Source organism: Noviherbaspirillum malthae (assembly GCF_015352985.1).
GTDB classification, from domain to species: domain Bacteria; phylum Pseudomonadota; class Gammaproteobacteria; order Burkholderiales; family Burkholderiaceae_D; genus Noviherbaspirillum; species Noviherbaspirillum malthae.
Genome location: NZ_JACYXF010000033.1, coordinates 12,646 through 30,895, shown reverse-complemented (window position 1 = coordinate 30,895; position 18,250 = coordinate 12,646). Strand labels below are relative to the sequence as shown.

Annotated in this window: 16 protein-coding genes and 1 pseudogene; 5 read left to right on the top strand and 12 right to left on the bottom strand. The window is 60.6% G+C overall.

The window, feature by feature from the left end; all coding sequences use genetic code 11:
• Nucleotides 1-359: 359 nt before the first annotated feature.
• Nucleotides 360-1,445, bottom strand: a complete 1,086-nt coding sequence (locus IGW03_RS24670) for a malate/lactate/ureidoglycolate dehydrogenase (protein WP_194725189.1) — start codon at nt 1,443-1,445, stop codon at nt 360-362.
• Between the two features lie 178 nt (nt 1,446-1,623).
• Between IGW03_RS24670 and IGW03_RS24665 the strand changes: the two genes are divergently transcribed.
• The 5 genes from IGW03_RS24665 (at nt 1,624) to IGW03_RS24645 (ending at nt 6,550) form a co-directional block, all read left to right on the top strand.
• On the top strand, nt 1,624-2,322 hold the full coding sequence (locus IGW03_RS24665) for a FadR/GntR family transcriptional regulator (protein WP_194725188.1): 699 nt from the start codon (nt 1,624-1,626) through the stop codon (nt 2,320-2,322).
• A gap of 36 nt (nt 2,323-2,358) precedes the next feature.
• The gene (locus tag IGW03_RS24660) at nt 2,359-3,399 is read left to right on the top strand and encodes an L-idonate 5-dehydrogenase (RefSeq protein WP_194725187.1); all 1,041 of its coding nucleotides are present in this window, start codon (nt 2,359-2,361) and stop codon (nt 3,397-3,399) included.
• A gap of 133 nt (nt 3,400-3,532) precedes the next feature.
• On the top strand, nt 3,533-4,501 hold the full coding sequence (locus tag IGW03_RS24655; protein ID WP_194725186.1) for a sialic acid TRAP transporter substrate-binding protein SiaP: 969 nt from the start codon (nt 3,533-3,535) through the stop codon (nt 4,499-4,501).
• 59 nt (nt 4,502-4,560) lie between these two features.
• On the top strand, nt 4,561-5,142 hold the full coding sequence (locus tag IGW03_RS24650; protein WP_194725185.1) for a TRAP transporter small permease: 582 nt from the start codon (nt 4,561-4,563) through the stop codon (nt 5,140-5,142).
• A 1-nt stretch (nt 5,143) separates the two neighbouring features.
• On the top strand, nt 5,144-6,550 hold the full coding sequence (locus IGW03_RS24645; protein ID WP_194725184.1) for a TRAP transporter large permease: 1,407 nt from the start codon (nt 5,144-5,146) through the stop codon (nt 6,548-6,550).
• Between the two features lie 39 nt (nt 6,551-6,589).
• Here the strand turns inward: IGW03_RS24645 and IGW03_RS24640 are convergent, their stop codons facing one another.
• The 11 genes and pseudogenes from IGW03_RS24640 to IGW03_RS24595 all read right to left on the bottom strand — a co-directional run bounded on the left by IGW03_RS24640 (nt 6,590) and on the right by IGW03_RS24595 (nt 18,191).
• Nucleotides 6,590-8,098, bottom strand: coding sequence for an amidase (locus IGW03_RS24640; RefSeq protein ID WP_194725183.1), 1,509 nt, complete (start codon nt 8,096-8,098; stop codon nt 6,590-6,592).
• Nucleotides 8,099-8,110: 12 nt separating this feature from the next.
• Nucleotides 8,111-9,505: an allophanate hydrolase gene (locus IGW03_RS24635; RefSeq protein WP_194725182.1), complete on the bottom strand. Its 1,395-nt coding sequence runs from the start codon at nt 9,503-9,505 to the stop codon at nt 8,111-8,113.
• 5 nt (nt 9,506-9,510) lie between these two features.
• Nucleotides 9,511-10,266, bottom strand: a complete 756-nt coding sequence (locus IGW03_RS24630; protein WP_194725181.1) for an ABC transporter permease — start codon at nt 10,264-10,266, stop codon at nt 9,511-9,513.
• A 7-nt stretch (nt 10,267-10,273) separates the two neighbouring features.
• The gene (locus IGW03_RS24625) at nt 10,274-11,257 is read right to left on the bottom strand and encodes an ABC transporter substrate-binding protein (protein WP_194725180.1); all 984 of its coding nucleotides are present in this window, start codon (nt 11,255-11,257) and stop codon (nt 10,274-10,276) included.
• A 36-nt stretch (nt 11,258-11,293) separates the two neighbouring features.
• Entirely contained in the window at nt 11,294-12,133 is an 840-nt protein-coding gene (locus IGW03_RS24620) for an ABC transporter ATP-binding protein (RefSeq protein ID WP_194725179.1), read from the bottom strand.
• A gap of 632 nt (nt 12,134-12,765) precedes the next feature.
• Nucleotides 12,766-14,049 carry an IS4 family transposase gene (locus tag IGW03_RS24615; RefSeq protein ID WP_194725215.1) on the bottom strand — a complete coding sequence of 428 codons (1,284 nt, stop codon included), beginning with the start codon at nt 14,047-14,049 and terminating at the stop codon, nt 12,766-12,768.
• A 687-nt stretch (nt 14,050-14,736) separates the two neighbouring features.
• Nucleotides 14,737-14,931, bottom strand: coding sequence for a hypothetical protein (locus tag IGW03_RS24610; protein WP_194725178.1), 195 nt, complete (start codon nt 14,929-14,931; stop codon nt 14,737-14,739).
• Nucleotides 14,932-15,133: 202 nt separating this feature from the next.
• Nucleotides 15,134-15,451, bottom strand: a complete 318-nt coding sequence (locus tag IGW03_RS38305) for a hypothetical protein (RefSeq protein WP_228536055.1) — start codon at nt 15,449-15,451, stop codon at nt 15,134-15,136.
• 346 nt (nt 15,452-15,797) lie between these two features.
• A pseudogene (locus tag IGW03_RS38300) lies at nt 15,798-16,069 on the bottom strand (chromate resistance protein ChrB domain-containing protein); the annotation flags it as partial.
• Entirely contained in the window at nt 16,060-17,232 is a 1,173-nt protein-coding gene (locus IGW03_RS24600; protein ID WP_194725177.1) for a chromate transporter, read from the bottom strand. The pseudogene IGW03_RS38300 and the gene IGW03_RS24600, both read right to left, overlap by 10 nt.
• Nucleotides 17,229-18,191, bottom strand: a complete 963-nt coding sequence (locus IGW03_RS24595) for a chromate resistance protein ChrB domain-containing protein (protein WP_194725176.1) — start codon at nt 18,189-18,191, stop codon at nt 17,229-17,231. The genes IGW03_RS24600 and IGW03_RS24595 overlap by 4 nt, the downstream gene beginning before the upstream one ends.
• Between the last annotated feature and the right edge of the window lie 59 nt (nt 18,192-18,250).

The following is an 18,250-nucleotide window of genomic DNA, read 5'->3' as shown; positions in this document are numbered from 1 at the left end:
CAGGTCGTAGGGAGCGGAGCGAAGGCAGGGGATGATGGGGCTTGCAGATACTTCTAAGGTCTTGGCAATCCCCCTCACCCCGCCCCTCTCCCGCCTGCGGGAGAGGGGTGTCACTCTCCGTATCCAAAACTTTGCCAGTGCTGCCCGGCCCCCTTCTCCCGCAGGCGGGGCGCAGGCAGGGTTTCGCAAACCGCAGTTTGCGCTGCCGAAGCCGACTTGGCTTGCAAGCCAAGTCGTGGGGCGCGGAGCGAGTGTTGGGGATGAGGGGAGTAGCAAGGGCTTCCAAGGTTTTGGCAATCCCCCCAGCCCTCTCCGATAGAAAACTTCAAAGCCCTTGTTCGCCAAGGGAAGGATCAACTTCAATCTGCCTGCACCGCAGGCATTGCCACACTGAACCGTCCGCCCGCTTCCAGAAGCTGTTCCCAAGTCGTTCCATCAATAGGAATCCCACTTTCCCCACGTTCACGCCGCCTCGCCAGCTCCGGCTCTCCCGGCACCTGTATCTCTCCGGCTCCCTCCTGCAGCGGCGAAGCTTTTACCCATTCCAGAAATGCCTCCGCCTCGGCTTCCGCGTCCGGCGCATCCAGCGCCGCCGGGTCCAGGATGACCGACAGCATGCAATTGACAATGGCATTGGTCCGAACGATGGACTCCGCATGCGTCGTGAAGCCGCCGCTCAGCGCCCCGGCGAATACTTCGCACATCGCCGCCAGCCCGTATCCCTTGAATTCGCCCAGCGTCAGCAGCGATCCGCGCGGCGCCTCGTGCATCACCTTCGGATCGGTGGTCGGCTTGCCTTCATGATCGATCACGCATCCTTCCGGCAGCTGCACGCCCTTGTTGTAGGCCACCCGGGTCTTGCCGAAGGCGACGCGGCTGGTGGCGAAGTCGAGCACCAGGGGCGGTTTGCCGCGGCGGGGATAGGCGGCGCAGAAGGGATTGGTGCCGAAACGGGCATCGATGCCGCCGAACGGCGCCACCAGGGGGTCGCCAGCGACATTGACGAAATGAAAGGACACCAGCCCGGCCGCGGCGCATTGCTCGGCCCAGTGTCCGATGCGGCCGATGTGATGCGCATTGCGCAGGCCGACGGCGCACAGCCCTAGCTTTCTCGCGCGGGCAATACCCATGTCCATGGCCTCCTTGGCCACGACCTGGCCGAAGCCCAGCCCGCCTTCCACCGTGAGCACCGCCCCGGCGTCGCGCGCAAGTATCGCGTGGCGGTTCAGCTTCAGTTCACCGTCCGACAGCGAACGCAGATAGCGCGGAATCATGCCTACGCCATGCGAATCGTGGCCGGAAAGATTGGCCTGGACCAGGTGGTCGGCAACCAGCATCGCTTCTTCTTTATCGCTGCCGGCGCCGCGCCAGATTGCGCTGACGAACTCATGCAAAGCCTCGGACGAAATTCTGATGCCTGAAGAAAACTGCGCAGTGTCGTTCATGTGTCTCCTGTCGTTTGTCTGAATGAAGCCAGTTGCTTGAGCAGCACGCGACGGCGTGTTTTATCTGCTTGACAAGCAGGTCTGGAAGTGAAATTATCCGGTCTATTGGTAAGGCCAATTTACCAAAGTTTGGTAAAAAAAGCAGCCCGGCGAAATTCCCGAACGACGGAACCGATCCATGCCGATACAACTCATCGAACCGCAGCGCTTGTATCGCCAGATCGCGGACCAGCTGCGTGAGCTGATCCGCTGCGAGGAATTCGAGCCCGGCAGCAGGCTGCCGCCGGAGCGGGATCTGGCAGTGCAGCTCGGCGTATCGCGTCCCTCGGTGCGGGAAGCGCTGATTGCGCTGGAGGTTGAAGGCTGCGTGGAAGTTCGCAAGGGTGCCGGCATTTATGTCTGCGAACGCAAAGCCGAGCGCGGAGTGCCGGCCGACTTGCTGACCGACATGCATGGACCGCTGGAACTGATCCGCGCCCGTGCCGTGGTCGAAGGAGAGATCGCGGCAATGGCGGCACATGCGGTCAAGCCGAAGCAACTTGCGCTGCTGGACGATGCGCTGGAAATGATGCGCCGCGAAGCCGATGCAGGCGGCGTGCCGATGGCAGGCGACCGGCTGTTTCACCTGCGGCTGGCCGAGATCGCCGGCAACAGCGCATTGACCAGCGTGGTAGCGCTCCTGTTCGACCAGCGCAACAACCCGATCTCGGCCAAGCTGGGGCAGCATCTGGAAAATGCCGCGAGCTGGAATGCCGCGATCGAGGAACACAGGAAGGTAATCGTTGCGGTTGCCGGAAGAGACCCGGCGGCTGCGCGTGCGGCGATGCAGAAGCACATGGACCGCTCGCACCGGCGCCTGACCAAGCGCCTTGATTAAGTTGATTGGCGCTGATAACCGACGAGGAATAATGCCATGCCGTTGTCATGCAAGATCCATGCAGCCAGGGACCTGCGCTTCGAGCAGCAGGCCGATGCCGAACTCGGACCGCATCAGGTCGAAGTGCAGCTCGGCGCGGCGGGCATCTGCGGATCGGACTTGCATTATTACTTCCACGGCCGCGCCGGCGCTTTCCAGATCCGGGAGCCGCTGACTCCCGGGCATGAAGCGTCGGGTGCGGTATTGCGCACGGGCAGTGCGGTGAAGGGACTGAGTCCCGGCACGAAGGTCGCCATCAATCCGTCGCAGGCTTGCGGCAGCTGCGGATATTGCCGCAAGGGCAGGGAGAATCTCTGCACGCAGATGCGCTTTCTCGGCAGCGCCAGCATCTTCCCGCATGTGCAGGGCATGTTCCGCGACCGTTTCGTGGTGAATGAGCGCCAGCTCACAGCGGTCGGCACCGATATTACCTTTGGAGAACTGGCTTTCGCCGAACCGCTGGCGGTCGCGCTGCACTCGGTGAACCGCTGCGGCCCGCTGCTCGGCAAGACGGTGCTGGTGACCGGAGCCGGCACCATCGGCTGCCTCATCGTCATGGCCGCACGCGTGGCGGGCGCTGCCAGAATCATTGCTTGTGATGTAGCCGAACATCCGCTGCAGGCCGCTTCCGCATCGGGGGCGGACATGCTTGTGCGCAGCGATGCATCAGGCAATCCCGGATTGTCGGACAGCGCCGATATCTGCCTGGAAGCGGCGGGCAACGTCAAGGCACTCGCCGCGTGCATCGATGCCTGCCGCCGCGGCGGCCGCATCGTGCAGGTCGGCACGCTGCCGGCGGACGGCGTGCATTTCCCGGCCAATGCCGTCATGGCGCGCGAACTCGAGTATGTCGGCGCCTTCCGTTTCGGCATCGAGTTCGATTGGGCCGTCGATTACCTGGTGTCGCGGCGCATCGATGCGCGGCCGCTGCTCACCGCGCAGCTACCGCTCAAGGATGCCGCGGCTGCATTCGATCTGGCGGCGGACAAGAGCAGGAGCACCAAGGTGCAGCTGGTCGGGGAGGCGGCGATGGCATAGAACCATAGACGCGTGCACTCATGAACGGCTGCACATACGAACATCGACGTATCGACCTACCGAGATCCCGCAGGCTCGAAGCCTGCCGAAACATCAATAACAAGAACCGAATCATCCAATCAAGGAGACCGCCATGAAATACTGGAAGCAAACCCTGTTCGTCGTTGCCGCGTCCGCACTGGCCATCAGCGCAAGCGCACAGACCAAGCTCAAATGGGCGCATGTGTATGAAACCTCCGAGCCCTTCCACAAATGGTCGGTCTGGGCCGCAGGCGAAATCGGCAAGCGCACCAACGGCAAGTACCAGATCGATGTCTATCCGGCCTCGCAGCTGGGCAAGGAAAACGACATCAACCAGGGACTGGCGCTCGGAACGGTAGACATCATCATTTCCGGCTCCAGCTTCGCCAGCAAGTCGTATCCGCCAATCGGCGTCACCTATTACCCTTATGTGTTCCGCGATGCCGATCATCTGATCAAGTACACCAAGAGCGACGTCTACCGCGACCTCACCAAGGGCTATGAAGACAAGACCGGCAACCGCATCGTCGCCACCACGTACTACGGCGCGCGCCAGACTACGTCCAACAAGCCGATTGCGAAATGCAGCGACATGAAAGGGCTCAAGATCCGCGTGCCCGACGTGCCGGCGTATCTTGCAATGCCGCGCGCCTGCGGCGCCAATACCTCGCCGATCGCGTTCGCGGAGGTGTACCTCGCGCTGCAGAACGGCACCGTCGAAGCCCAGGAAAATCCGCTGACCACGATCGAGGCGAAGAAGTTCTACGAAGTGCAGAAGAACATCGTCCTGACCGCGCACATCGTCGATCACCTCAATACCGTGGTTTCCGGCAAGCTGTGGAAGCAGCTGTCCGATGACGAGAAGAAGCTCTTTACCGAAGTGACGCAGGAAGCGGCGCAGAAAGCCAGTGCCGACGTCGTGGCGCGCGAGAAGGAACTGGTCGATGTGTTCAAGCAGAAGGGTCTGTCGGTGACGGAAGTCAATCGAAACGAGTTCCGGGATACCGTGCTCAAGACGGTGAAGTTCGAAGACTTCGGCTATCGCAAGTCGGACTGGGAACGCATCCAGGCCATCAAGTAAGCACAGGTGCGGCGGCGCCGAACGCCGCCGCTCTCCATCCACATCCGACAAGGTGTTTCATGGAACAAGCTGTCAAGCATCCCGCCGTCAGCGCGGAAGAGCTCGCCCACAGTTTCGACGAGGCCGACCAGGTTGAAGTCAGCCTGTCCGGCTTTTCGACGGAAGACTGGATCACGCTCGGCATTTTCTGGATCATGGTCGCGCTGGTCTTCCTGCAATTCTTTTCCCGCTATGCGCTCAACGACTCCTATGCCTGGACCGAGGAACTCGCAACCTACTGCCTGATCGGCGTGGTGTTCATCGGCGCCTCCATGTGTACGCGCAAGGACAGGCACATCCAGGTCGATATCCTCTACCGCTTCATGCCCGCGGCGTTGTGCCGCCTGATGTCCACCGTGGTCGACCTGCTGCGTGTCGGCTTCATCGGCTATGTCACGCTGCTGGTCTGGAAGTACACCGAAATCGTCGGCGACGAGCCGATGACCACGCTGATCAACTGGCCGAAGAACATCGTCTACTGGGTGGCACTGGCCGGCTTTGCGATCATGACCATCCGCGCGGCGCAGATCGCATGGAAGAACTGGCGGCAGGGCTATTCCATCCTGGAAAAGCCGGAAGCCTACGACGGCACGGAGGACTGACATGGGCATACTTATCGGATCCTTCCTGGTGCTCATGCTGATCGGCATGCCGGTTGCGCTGGCCATGGTGATTGCCTCGATGCTGTACATCATCGCTACCGGCTCGGTGCCCGACGTGGTGGTGGCGCAGCGCATGATCGCCGGCGTGGAAAGCTTTCCTCTGCTGGCCGTGCCGTTCTTCATCCTGGCCGGCAACCTGATGAATATCGCGGGCATCACCGGCCGCATCTACAACTTCGCGGTGGCGCTGGTGGGCTGGATGCGCGGCGGGCTGGGACAGGTCAATATCATCGGCTCTGTAATCTTCTCGGGCATGTCCGGTACCGCTATCGCGGACGCCGCCGGCCTTGGCACGATCGAGATCAAGGCGATGAAGGACCATGGCTATTCGCCGGAATTCTCGGTCGGCGTGACCGCCGCATCGGCTACGCTCGGGCCCATCATTCCTCCGTCCCTGCCGTTCGTGATCTACGGCATGATGGCCAACGTTTCCATCGGCGCGCTCTTCCTTGCCGGCGTCCTTCCGGGCGTGTTCATGACGCTGCTGATGATGTTCACGGTAGCCTACATCGCCCGCAGGAACAACTGGGGCGGCGATACCGCGTTCTCATGGAAGAGCCTCGGCAGCGCGGGCACCGAAGTCCTGGTCGTGCTGGCGTTCCCGCTGGCGGTCTGGCTGCTGTGGAAGGCCGGCATGTCGGTCAACATGGCGGTCGGCATTTCGCTGGCCCTGCTGCTGGCGCTCGACTGGTATTTCGATTTTTCCGCAGTGATGGCGCTGATGGCGCCGGTGATCCTGATCGGCGGCATGACGCTGGGCTGGTTCACCCCGACCGAAGCGGCGATGGCCGCGGTGGCCTGGGCGCTCTTCCTCGGCCTGGTGCGCTACCGCTCGATGACGCTCAGGGCGCTCGCCAAGGCCACCTTCGACACGATAGAAACCACGGCCAGCGTGCTGTTCATCGTGACCGCGGCATCGATCTTCGCCTGGCTGCTGACTACCAGCCAGGCGGCGCAGATGCTGGCCGACTGGATCTTCAGCGTGACGCAGAGCAAGTGGGTATTCCTCGCGCTTGCCAATGTGCTCATCCTGATCGTGGGCTGCTTCATCGATACCACGGCCGCGATCACGATCCTGGTGCCCATCCTGCTGCCCATCGTCCTCAAGCTCGGCATCGATCCCATCCACTTCGGCCTCATCATGACGCTCAACCTGATGATAGGCCTGCTCCATCCGCCGCTGGGGATGGTGCTGTTCGTGCTGGCGCGGGTGGCGAAGCTGTCGGTCGAACGTACCACCATGGCGATCCTGCCCTGGCTGGTGCCGCTGTTCATTGCCTTGATTGCGATTACCTATATTCCGCAAATCACCCTGTGGCTGCCAAACATGGTGAACGGCGTCAAGTAGATTTGTTGCAAAGGAAGATGCCGGCACCGGCATCTTCCGCTATGACAAGGCCACCGGGTTCGATACATGCAAGGGCGGCTTGCGGCCGAACAGATCCGGCCGGTGGCGCTCCAGGTCGGCCGCCACCTGAAGAAGCTGGTATTCGCCGAACCAGCGGCCGTACAGCTGCACGCCTGCCGGAATGCCGTTCCGGTCAAGGCCGGCAGGGAGGCTGATGGCCGGAATGCCGGCATCGCTTGCCGGTATCGCATAGCGGCCGGCGTCCAGCAGCTCCTCGACATAAGTTCCAAAGTCGCGGTCGTTCATCAGCGAGAACGGTCCGTTGGCCTTCGGTGCCGGGATTGCAAAGACGGGCGCCAGCAGCAGGTCGTAGCGCTCGAAGAAAGTCCCCAGGGCCAGCGCATGTGCATTGTTGGCGGCCTGGTGGCGCAGCACCGCGTTCTTGTCGTAGCGCTGCGAGGTCTGCCAGAACTTGCGGGCCATCGGCGTCAGCTGTTCCAGCAGGTGGGGCGGCAGTTCGCCGCCATGATCGAGCGTCCACATCGCCGGGCGCATGCCCAGCCAGAACGTCTTGAACGAAGGCCAGAAGTTCTCCCACTGGGTGAGCTCGCCGTCGTCGATTTCTTCCACTTCGTGCCCCAAGGCCTGGAGCGTCTGCGCGAACGCGCGTGTCAGTTCCGCGATGGAAGGATCGGGAGCCGTCGCGCGCCCCCAGCGTCCGGTGGAAAAACCTATCTTCAGTTTGCCGGGGACTTCCTGGAGAGCCTCAATGAAAGGCTTCGCAGGAGAGGGAACGGCAATGAAATTTTTTCCCGGTGGGCGATGTGCCGCAGCCGCATCGAGAAAGGCGGCGGTATCGCGCACCGACCGTGAAAACACGCCTTCCCCCAGCGTTGCATTGCCGTATTCGCTGAAAGACCACGGTCCCGGCAGCCGGCCGCGCGTGACCTTGAGCCCGACGAGACCGGTGAGGGCGGCAGGAATACGCGTCGAACCCGCGCCGTCGGTCGAGTGGGCTAGCGGAACGGCGCCGCTTGCCACCAGCGCCGCGCTGCCGCCGGAGGAGCCCCCCGGCGTGAATTCCGTATTCCACGGATTGCGCGTGACCTTCAGTCCGCGGTAATTCGTGGTGGTGTCGTAGGTCATGCCCATTTCGGCAGTGGTTGAACGTCCCACCGCCACGAGGCCGCTCTGGTGCAGGTTATCGAAGAGGGGATCGGTGCGGCCGGCGCGCCGGCCTTTCCCTAGCACCGATCCCGACTCCCGCAGCCGCCCCTTGATTGCGGACCCGAGATCCTTGATGAAGAAAGGAACGCCGCCCAGCGGCCCGTTCAGGTCGGCGCCGTCGCGCGAAGGATTTTCGGCGATGTCGTTGAAGACTTCGACTACCGCGTCGAGCCTGGAATCGAGACGGCTCGCCGCGTGGATTGCCTGGCGCGCCGCCTCGCGCGGCGAAAGGTGTCCGGCGCGGATCAGCTTCGCGAGTGCTACGGCGTCGGTGTTGCCCCATTCATCCCAGCTTAATGCCAGGCCATGTTCTATTGTCATGTCTTGTTCTTTTCAGGTCGTCAATGCGTGGTGTGTGGCGCCGAGCTTGCCTCCGACTGCGCGATGCAGCCGGTCGGCATACGCCGCGATCGTCAGATCGTCGAACGGCTTGCCGATCAGGCAGGCGCCGAAAGGAAGGCCGTCTTGGCGCAGACCGGCCGGCACGCTGATGGCGCTCAACCGCAGGGGATTGGCGTGATAGGTGTAGTAGCCGAGGTTGCCGTTTCGCCGAACCGGGTCGGCCTCTACTTCGTCGCAGCGGTATATCGTTCCGGCGGTTGGAGTCAGCAGGAATGCGGCGCGGTCGAGTTCGCGCCAGGCCAGCTGCTTCAGCTCCTCCAGGCGATATTGCGCGGCAAAGGCATCGGCTGCGCTGTACCGGCTCGATGCCTCGATAGCCTGCCGGACCACGGGATGCACATGCGGCGACCCGCTTTCCACATGCGCGCCGTAGGTAACATGGCGTTCGGCGATGAACGGGCTGCCGAACACCAGCCGTCCGGCCTCGGCGAAAGGAGTGAAATCCAATTCAACCAGTGTTCCGCCCAGTTCTCGCAGCAGGTCGACGGTATGCCGGAATTGCGCTTCCGCATGGGTATCGCCGAAGAACGTCAGGTGCGCCCTGTCCGGTATGCCAAACGTAAAATCCGATGCGGCCGCCGCAGGTGAGGGAGCTTGCGCAGCCGAATAGATGTCGCGCGGATCATGGCCTTTGATTACATTGAACACGGCCAGCGCATCCGAGGTTGTCAGTGCAAACACGGGCGGCACGTCAAAACTGCGGTTGCAGTAAAGGAATCCATGGCTGCTCACCAGGCCCGGCGTCGGCTTGAAGCCGACGATGTTGTTGAAGGCGGCCGGCACCCTGCCGGAACCGCCGGTATCCGAGCCGATCGAGAATGCGACCTGGCCGGTGCTCACTGCCACCGCAGAGCCTGAACTTGATCCGCCGGGAATGTATTCGCCGTTGAACGGATTGCGGCAGTAGCCTGCTGGAGACCGGATGCCGACCAGGCCGGTGGCGAACTGATCCATGTTCTGCTTGCCGATCAGGATGGCGCCGGCGGCTTCCAGTTTCTCGACGACGGCGGCGGTGCGTTCGGCGATATAGGTGAAGCTCGTGCATCCTGCGCTGGTCGGGAGTCCGGCAACATCGATGTTGTCCTTCACGCCGTAGGGCAGGCCGAACAGCGGCAGGTCATGGGCTTGCTCAGCCAGGCGTTCGATGCGCCGCGCTGCCTGGAGAGCCTGTTCGAGAGGAACGAGGTGCGTCCAGACAAAGTCGCCGTGACGGGCCTGCAGCCGGCGGTAAACTTCCTTCACCAGCGCGGAGGGCGCGAGGCCTTCGCCATAGGCGCGCCGCAGCGAAGCGAAATCGAAACTGAGTTCGTCAAGGAATGACATCATTGTCCCTATGCCGACCAATGCAGCAAGCGTTTTGACATGGCTTGAAAGCCGCGATCCGACAGCATCGATACCAGCCCGAGTATGACCAGGCCGGCCATCATGTGGCCGATCTGCAGATTCTGCTGGCTGATTTCGAGACGGTATGCGATGCCCGCATAGGCGCCCGCGAGTTCCGCCGCCACGAGCGTATAGAAGGCGATGCTGACCGAAGCGCGCAAGCCGACGAATATGACCGGCAGCGCATCGGGAAACTGGACGGACCACAACAGTTGCCAGCGCGTCGCGCCCAGGCTTTGCGCGGCGCGGATCAGCGTTTCGCTGGCACGCTGCACGCCCATATGCGTGGAGAGCCAGACGGTGAAGAAGACGCCCCAGAACACCAGAAACCACTTGCCCAATTCCGTCAGACCGAACCAGACGATCACGATGGGAACGAATGCAATCGGCGGGATGGGGCGGAGCAGCTGGAACACCGGCGTCAGCAATCCGGCGAGGAGGGGCAACGCACCGGTAAGAACGCCCAGGGCGATCCCGGCCGCGGCGCCGGCGAGGTAGCCGATCGTCACGCGGCAAAGGCTCCATAACGTATCATGCACGCCGTCTCCGTTCGCCAGGTAATCCCAGCAGGCGGCGGCCACGATAGTCGGCGGCGGAAAGAGCAGGGGGTTGACGATTCCGCTGGTCGCTATCGCCTGCCAGATACCCAGAAAAACGGGAATCGACAGGACGCGGGCCAGCAATACGGGCGAAGCTGCTTTCATGATGCGGTCACAGTCCCGAAAGACGGACGCGGTCCGGGGCGATCTGCTTCAGCGGCGCGGAATGAATCACCTTCGTGAAATCGGGCAGCGTCGCATTCGGCGGTGCATTGCCCGTTTCGATACGCCACTGCGCATGGTTGTTCAGCGTCGACAGTACCCGTTCGTCGAGAACCAGTTCAAACACGTAATCGTTCCAGATCTCGGCCAGGTCTTCCTTCTTCATTCCGGTCGCGCCGGCAATGAGGGTGATTGCCTCTTCGCGGTTGGCCTTGAGCCAATGCTCGGCCTCGAGCGTGGCCTTGAGAAAGGACGTGATGGTCTTGGGGTGCGAGGCCGCATAGGATTCCTGCACGACGAGATTGAAGGTTTCCGCGTACACGCCCCTGGTATCGATCTCCTTCACATTCGTACCCAGTGCCTTCCTGCCGTTGGCGATATGGGGTTCCCAGGTGTTGTAGGCATCGATGCTTCCGGTGCCCAGTGCGGACACCATGTCCTGCGGCCGCAGGTTGACCAGCGTGACATCGTTCTTCGTCAGCCCGGCCTTCTTGAGCAGGGTCAGCGTATAGATCTCGCTGCCTGTTCCCGCCGTATATCCAAGGCGTTTGCCTTTCAGGTCCGCAGGCGAATTCACGCCCGATGCCTTGCTGACCAGGGTCTTGTCATCCGAGTATTCCATCCGTGCCAGGAGCGCGATCTTCTGGCGCGCCAGCGCGGCGGCGGTAATCGGTGCTTCGGCGGTGGTGGCGATATCGGCGCCGCCACCCAGCACGGTTTCGAGCGCTTGTCGTCCGGTGGTGAAATTGCTGACTTCCACGTTCAGTCCATGCTTGTCGAACAAGCCTTTCTGCTTGGCGATGATGACCAGGCCGGAAATGGGGGCGAGGTTCTGCGCGAGGCGTATCTTTTCCTGCGCGAGCGCCTGGCCGCTGGCAAGCAACGCCAGTACGAGTGCGCCGATCCCGGCGGCAAGGGTTTTTCTTGTAGTCATGAGGTTCTCCAGCGTTGGAATGGAAGGGAGCGAGCGTCAGGCCGCCGCACGGTAGGCATGATTCGTTTCGCTTTCAAAGGTGCGGATGCTTTCATCGCGGATCAGGCTGTGTACGCGTGCGCGGAAAGCGAGGAAATCGGGGGCCGTCACGGTATCGCCGGTGCGCGGGCGCGGAAGCGTCACGGGAACGATTTCCTTGATGCGTCCCGGGCGCGCGCTCATCACGTACACCCGGTCGGATAGAAAAATGGCTTCGTCGATGTCGTGCGTGATGAACAGCACCGATATGCCGAGCGATTCCCATAGATCCGTCAGCAGCTGCTGCATGATCGAGCGGGTTTGCGTGTCCAGTGCGCCGAACGGCTCGTCCATCAGGAGAATGCTGGGATTGGCGGCGAGCGCCCGAAGGATGCCGACGCGCTGCTTCATTCCTCCCGATAGCTGATAGAGATAATGCCGTTCGAACTGCGACAGGCCGGACAGCCTGAGCAGGCGCCGGGCTTCCTCGATCCGCGTCCTCCTTGGCACACCTTGAAGCTTGAGCCCGAACTCGACGTTGCCGAGCACAGTCTTCCATGGAAACAGGGAGTACTGCTGGAACACGACGCCGCGGTCGGACGCCGGCCCCTGTATGGGCTTTGAGTCGATGGTAATGCGCCCATGCGCAGGCTTGATGAAGCCGGCAATGGCATTGAGCAAGGTCGACTTTCCGCAGCCGGACGGTCCAACGATGCTGACGAACTCTCCAGGCGCGATACTGATCGACACATCGTCGACAGCGACAGTCGTCGCGCCGCGTCCGGCGTTAAATTCAATCCTGAGATTCTGTACGTCCAGATGACCTGCTTTCGCGGGCAGTGTGGAGGCCACGGGCATTGTTCCGCTCCAATTCTGCGATGGTGTTCATAACCTGTCATGAACAGTTGACAGCGCAGATGCTAACTTCCAGATGTCGCAAGTACAACGAAGCAAAACGAACTTCGATATTCAGGCCGCCCGCATATGAATATGCCTGTTCCGGCTTTGCCTGGAAGGATCCAGCCCGTTTCTGTCAGCGCCCCGTCAGCTTTTCGACAGGGGCTTGAAAGCCAGTCCCTATAGCATGGAGACCAGTCTCCTCTAGACTTCGCCCGAGAGGCGATTGGCCCGCTGCCGCATGGCGCGGGCTTTTTTCATGCTCGCGCCATTATTTGGCATTTGCATATGTCCCCGGAAAATTTCTACATGTTTAGCGGGCTTGTCTGCATGGCAACCTTTCGGGCAGGTTTGAACGAGCTTATCCCTTCAGCGCAACTCGGCGAACGTCTCGCGCGCGACCTCATCGGACATGGCGAATACCCGTTTCAGGAACAGCCCACGCGCCTTGCGGGATAGAAGGAAATGCCGCGGCATTGTTTAAGCACGCGGCGCGCTTTGATTGCTCAACGACTTCATATACTGCTCATCAGTCCCTACACGCATATAGCCCTCGCATTCATATAGTTGTTAACGCCACCCCTTTCAAGGTCTTACTTAACGAGGCCATTCTTGAGGACTCGCGCGGTGGCGACATGCCGGCGTGCGACAGCGGCTGAGACGTAGCCTTTCTTTGCCGATGGCTTCGGACCACGCGTATGCTTTCGCAGTGACTTGGGATTGGCATGTAGCGCTATTTGCAGCAATACCTCCGCCAGCTGGTCTGCGGTCGTGTTGTCGTAAGGCGCCCATGCTGTTGGTATCACAGCCATTACCATGCCGGCATAGTGCGTGCGGATTTCATCAGCAAAGCAGTAAGACGACAGTTCTATGTCATCCTCCTGCAGCTCATGCGCGACCCACACCGCCGATTGCAGTACCGCCAGCACGTTATACGCCATTACCGCCACGCCAAACGCAAACAGCGCGGCACGAGGATGGCCCAGCGACTGTACCTCGCTATTCCAGCGAAATCGATACACGCGGGCCACGCTGCGTGCGGTGAACTTCCATGCCGGCAAATTGGTCAGCAGCCGAATCACGGTGTCACCGTCCTCGGTGGGATGCTCCAGGTGCAGTTCGACTCGGCGCAGCCGCAATGGTTTGCCCTGTTCATCCTCGATCGATACCGCTTGCTCATGCACGATGCCAGTGTCGATCCTGCCGCGCAATTGCATCGGTTCGAGCTCCTGTGGACTGGGCGTGCGGCCATGTTCACGTACGATGAAACAACTGCCGCGTTCTTGCCAGCGACAGAAGATGGCCCGCGTGCTGAAGTTGCGGTCGGCAATCCACAGCTGGCCTGGCTGCGCCTGTTGCTGGATGGCCTGCATCATCGTGCGTTCATTGGCATGGCCATCTTCGCAGGGCAGCATGTCAACCACGAGATCCGTATCCGGGTCGTACACCACCAGCGACTGCCCTGGCAGCGCCGCGCCACGAAAGCCGCGCAGAGGCTTGAGACGCTTCTCGCTGGCCGGCAGATGATTGCCATCGACGATGCGCAGTTGGTAGCCGGGTACCATGGGCGCTTTACCGCCCAGCATGGGAGCCAGGACTTCACCCAAGCGAGTCGCACTGCCTTGCACCAGGGCACGGACCAAGCCAGGCGATGTGCCGTTGATCTTGTCGTACAGCGCTTGCAGGGAGACGGGTAGGTCCTTGCAGGCCTTGGCAGCGGCATGCAAGGAAGGACGCATGCCCACGGCTACCACGGACATGAGTTCGACCGTCGTAGAGAACAGCAGCTGACGGGTGTACTGTAAGCCGCGCTCCTGTTCAAAGAGCTCATCGATCCAATCCGGCTCCAGCGCTCGTTGCATGGCCAGCCTCGCCATGACGGTTACCGGGCTTTGCTCAACACAACGTTGCACCACCGCATCCATAACCATTGCACGCACCTCCGTGCCGCTTGGATGCCTTATCTCCTGTCTGGTGCCTCAATCACCCTATAAGGATCACCTTGAAAGGGGTGGTTGTTAACGCGCTTGCTATTTGATCGACATTGCGAGGCATTATTATTTCCGGCAAGCGACGTAACCGACAGGCGCGGCGGCCTTATATTGTATTTTTACAGCATTCTCGGTAACGAATTGCGCCTTGCAAAAGATTCGCAGTGCTGATCCGTGATCGACTCTATATGCATGGCAACCGCACGCATTTCGTGTGACAAAGATGTCAGGATGGCTGAAAGCGATGCAATCAAAATCGTTTCGGCTGCCGGGCTCAGGGCTATGTTGGCTTGGGGAGAAGCTGTGTGCCGCATGCTGGACAGTATCGGAAGTGATATGCCTCGAGCGCGGATATCATCTTTTCCGATATCGCGTACGTGCGGCGACAGGACGCGTCGCCGCGGGCCAGCTCGGCGCAATACACACTGACGGTATCGTCAACTTCCGATTGGCGAAACAAGCGGGACATGAGCCATTCCGTATCAGTCTTAACGCCACGGCCCAGATCGTAACGGTGAAGCTACCCGACGATGTGATCGCATCGCGAGGACGGCAGCGCGGCAATTGAGGTCATCATCCATCGCCCTGGCTGCGCATGTCATCAAGGTCATTCAGGATCTTGTCGATTGCTTCGAGCGCCTGACGCAGCGGTTCCGGTTCTTCGGTGCCGGCATCGAGCAAGGCATGGATCCGTTCTGCATTGGCGCGCAGGATATCTGGCGCCTCTGCAATCGCGAAACGTAAACGCGACCAATCCCCGCTGTCCATGCGAACCTCCAGTCTCGACGCGTAACACTGTATATATAGCAGTGGTTTTATGCGTTGATTCCTGCCGGTGGTTTAATCCGTATCAAGGGAGCAGGCAACTGGCATGATGGAGTAACGCAGGCGGATCCGAATCAGCAGAGATCTGCCGGACTATCGCATTGCGCGATGCCTCGCTCCGCGAGCGGGCACGAGCACCCCGTAATTACGGGGTGCTCGGAAGGTTATATTTGAAATCGTCGAAGACGGTCACGCTATCGGCTTTGGTCCAGACCCCGACTTTACCCGCCCCGGAGATGTGGTTGTCCGTGGTATCGATATACGTCTTCCCATTCAGTGAAACTTGAATGCCCTGACTTTTGTAGCTGACCCGTAGGGTGTGCCAGGTATCAGGCGTGACCGGCGCATCGACGTATTGAATCGTCTTGCGAACCCCATTGACGGTGTAATACAGCGACACGTTGCGCTCAAGCGCGTTGGCGCGCGCCACATAATAATTTCTTCCATCCTTCCATCCTTCCATCGCCAGACCAGACCGCCTGCCTGATCATCCTTTCCGGCAACGGGTTTGAACCTGACTTCCACGGCGCCGTTTTCGGCGACCGAGTCGCTGCGTACGCACCAGAGGAACGGCGCTACGCCGCCTTGCTTCAACACATTCGGTGGTGAAGGAGCGGAGTGATCTTCTGTCACCACCCAGAGAGGATTGCCGGCGCCTGTCGTTCCGCAGTGCCAGCCGGCAGGCGGTTGGCCGGCAATGTCAGAGTCAAAGTTGATGGTGTCGGAAAACGCCATTGGCGCCATGGTGAAGATGCACGCGCCGAAGAGTAGAGCCTTCATTTCAACCTCACATGCAAATCTCGCCAGCCTCATCTTGTTCCAGGCGGCCAATTGTGTGTCTCGGCCTGGCATTGCTTACACCAGACATCCAGTGCGTCGTACATGACCATGCCGTGCTTGAGCATTTCATGCTCATCAGTAAACGTGGCGGACAGGCCGAGCGATCTACTGAACGGGCTGCCGATTGCGTGGGCAGTTTCAGTTTTGGCGTGTCGGCGCCGCGGACAATTGCCGCTGGCTGCCGGAGCGCCTGCACTTTGAAGTCGTCTTTCTGGAGGAAGGCGTCGAAGCTCAGCCTTTCAGCAGTGGGTAAAGAATCAGACCAAGTACCGCAGCACCAGCAATGATGACCGGCTCCTGCAGTTTCTTGAATTTCCAGAGTAGCGCGATCGTTGCCAACGCGATGAGCGCCGTCGGCATGTCAATGATCGAGCGTTTTGCAATCACAATGACGGAACCGGCAATCGCGCCGATGGCTGCTGCCGTGATGCCGTCGACAAAGGCGACCACGCCGGGCAGTTTTCCGTACTTCTTGAAGTACGGCGCCGGAATCACGGTAAACAGGTAGCATGGAATGAACGTGGCGAGCGCCGCGACTGTGGCGCCTGGCAGTCCGGCAATCAGATAACCGATGAAGCCAACGGTGATCACCACGGGTCCAGGGGTAATCATGGCGACCGCAACCGCGTCGACGAATTGCTTTTCCGTGAGCCATTGATGTTCGGTTACTGTGCCGCCGTAGAGGAACGGCACGATGGCCAGTCCAGAACCGAATACAAATGCACCGGCCTTGGCAAAGAACAGTCCGATCTGGGTCAGGAGCGACACGTCCATTGATCCGAACAGGCTTCCAGCAACAGGCGCTTGCGTCAGCGCGGCGGCATTCAGGCTACCCTTGCCAAGCCATTTCGGCGGCGCGCGCAGCAGCCAGACCAATACGCCCGCGGCGATGAACAACCAGGCGATTTCCGATTCGGTAATGACGGTTACGACGGCAAGCAGCAGGTAAATTGCCCACAGCAGCTTGTCCTTGCCGACGCTCTTTTCGGTGAGCTTTTTAGCGCTCAAGGTAATGATGCCGATCACGGCCGCGCCGACACCGTAGAACACAGCCTGCATCCAGGATATGCCGCCAAAGCGGACGTATGCCCAACCCAGGGCGACGACAATCAGGAATGAGGGAACGACGAACGCGATGCCGGCCAGCGTCGCGCCGAGAATGCGGTAATGGACATAGCCCAGATAGATGCCCAGCTGTGCCGCAAGAGGCCCTGGTGCCAGCTGGGAAAGGGCCAGCCCCTCCTTGTAGTCGGCTTCGGTGATCCACTTCCGGTCCTCGACCAGATCGCGATGCATATAGCCTACCAAAGCCACGGGGCCGCCGAACCCGATTGTCCCCAGGCGCAGCATGTACAACACCATCTGCCAGAGGGTATAGATTGGTCTATCTTCAGATCGGCTCATTTCGTCTTGTCTTTGTTGTAGTGGGTATAGAGGGAATCGAGGACGCCACCGATTTCAGCCAGCAGTGCATCATCGTTATCCAAACGGGCGCGCGCACCGGTCAAAATGGCTTCGAAGCCAGCGGCCTCCGGCGGAATGACGCCGCCAACATCGAGTGCGTGGACGAGCGCCGCGAGTTTTTCCATGCTAGGCGTCATTTCGATGTTGAAACTGACAAGCAGCACTTCGAACGTGACCTTGTCGTTCACATGCGTGAATGCCGCATCGTCGAAATCGAAACCGAGAGCCTCCTTCGGGCACTGCGCAGGGCTGTCCAGCCAAAGGAACTTGGCATCGGAATCGATGAACCTGCGGATCAGCCACGCGCTTGCGACGCGGTCGACCCAGAGATTGCGGCGCGTCGCCCAGGTACGCCCCTGGTAATCGGCGCGAGACAGGCGGGGAATCGGCCGTTCCTGCGCATGAGGCTCACCGGGCGACAGCGAGGCATTCACCGCCTCTTCAAAGTCTCCCCATGCTGCTTCTGCGTCAAGCGAAGCCCGATTTGGAAAAAAATCGATCCGTACGAGCGCGTCCCGTTCCTTGCGCAGGCGCTTGAGCGCTTTCGCGATCTCAGCGGGTGTTTGAGACGTCAGCGCTTTTCGCGCCTCGGTCAGGTTGACGTTCATTTGCGCGTACTCGGAAGACCGGTCGAAAAGCGCCTGAAACGCTTCATTGTCGGCAGCTGAACGCGGCGCAACATCCACCACCCACGCCTGCCCGCCTTCATTGTTGGTTTGGGCAGCCAAGTCCGCGAGAGCCTCAGCGTGGCTCTCGCGATAAAGAAGAAGGTAAGCGCCGTCACGCAACGCGACGCATCCAAGCGCCTTGATGGCGCGCCATAGACGCATTCGTGCCGTTGCACTGGACGTTGGGAGCGATGCAATTAGCAGCAGCCACCGATGATTTTCATAGTTCATGTCACGTATTCTACAATTTGTAACGAGCATTACAAGAACAATTTCCTTGATCAGCGAGT

Bases quoted from the DNA above. Each gene is read 5' to 3' on its own strand.
- IGW03_RS24670 (WP_194725189.1), bottom strand. From the start codon at position 1,445: ATGAACGACACTGCGCAGTTTTCTTCAGGCATCAGAATTTCGTCCGAG.
- IGW03_RS24665 (WP_194725188.1), top strand. From the start codon at position 1,624: ATGCCGATACAACTCATCGAACCGCAGCGCTTGTATCGCCAGATCGCG.
- IGW03_RS24660 (WP_194725187.1), top strand. From the start codon at position 2,359: ATGCCGTTGTCATGCAAGATCCATGCAGCCAGGGACCTGCGCTTCGAG.
- IGW03_RS24655 (WP_194725186.1), top strand. From the start codon at position 3,533: ATGAAATACTGGAAGCAAACCCTGTTCGTCGTTGCCGCGTCCGCACTG.
- IGW03_RS24650 (WP_194725185.1), top strand. From the start codon at position 4,561: ATGGAACAAGCTGTCAAGCATCCCGCCGTCAGCGCGGAAGAGCTCGCC.
- IGW03_RS24645 (WP_194725184.1), top strand. From the start codon at position 5,144: ATGGGCATACTTATCGGATCCTTCCTGGTGCTCATGCTGATCGGCATG.
- IGW03_RS24640 (WP_194725183.1), bottom strand. From the start codon at position 8,098: ATGACAATAGAACATGGCCTGGCATTAAGCTGGGATGAATGGGGCAAC.
- IGW03_RS24635 (WP_194725182.1), bottom strand. From the start codon at position 9,505: ATGATGTCATTCCTTGACGAACTCAGTTTCGATTTCGCTTCGCTGCGG.
- IGW03_RS24630 (WP_194725181.1), bottom strand. From the start codon at position 10,266: ATGAAAGCAGCTTCGCCCGTATTGCTGGCCCGCGTCCTGTCGATTCCC.
- IGW03_RS24625 (WP_194725180.1), bottom strand. From the start codon at position 11,257: ATGACTACAAGAAAAACCCTTGCCGCCGGGATCGGCGCACTCGTACTG.
- IGW03_RS24620 (WP_194725179.1), bottom strand. From the start codon at position 12,133: ATGCCCGTGGCCTCCACACTGCCCGCGAAAGCAGGTCATCTGGACGTA.
- IGW03_RS24615 (WP_194725215.1), bottom strand. From the start codon at position 14,049: ATGGCGAGGCTGGCCATGCAACGAGCGCTGGAGCCGGATTGGATCGAT.
- IGW03_RS24610 (WP_194725178.1), bottom strand. From the start codon at position 14,931: ATGGACAGCGGGGATTGGTCGCGTTTACGTTTCGCGATTGCAGAGGCG.
- IGW03_RS38305 (WP_228536055.1), bottom strand. From the start codon at position 15,451: ATGGAAGGATGGAAGGATGGAAGAAATTATTATGTGGCGCGCGCCAAC.
- IGW03_RS24600 (WP_194725177.1), bottom strand. From the start codon at position 17,232: ATGAGCCGATCTGAAGATAGACCAATCTATACCCTCTGGCAGATGGTG.
- IGW03_RS24595 (WP_194725176.1), bottom strand. From the start codon at position 18,191: ATGAACTATGAAAATCATCGGTGGCTGCTGCTAATTGCATCGCTCCCA.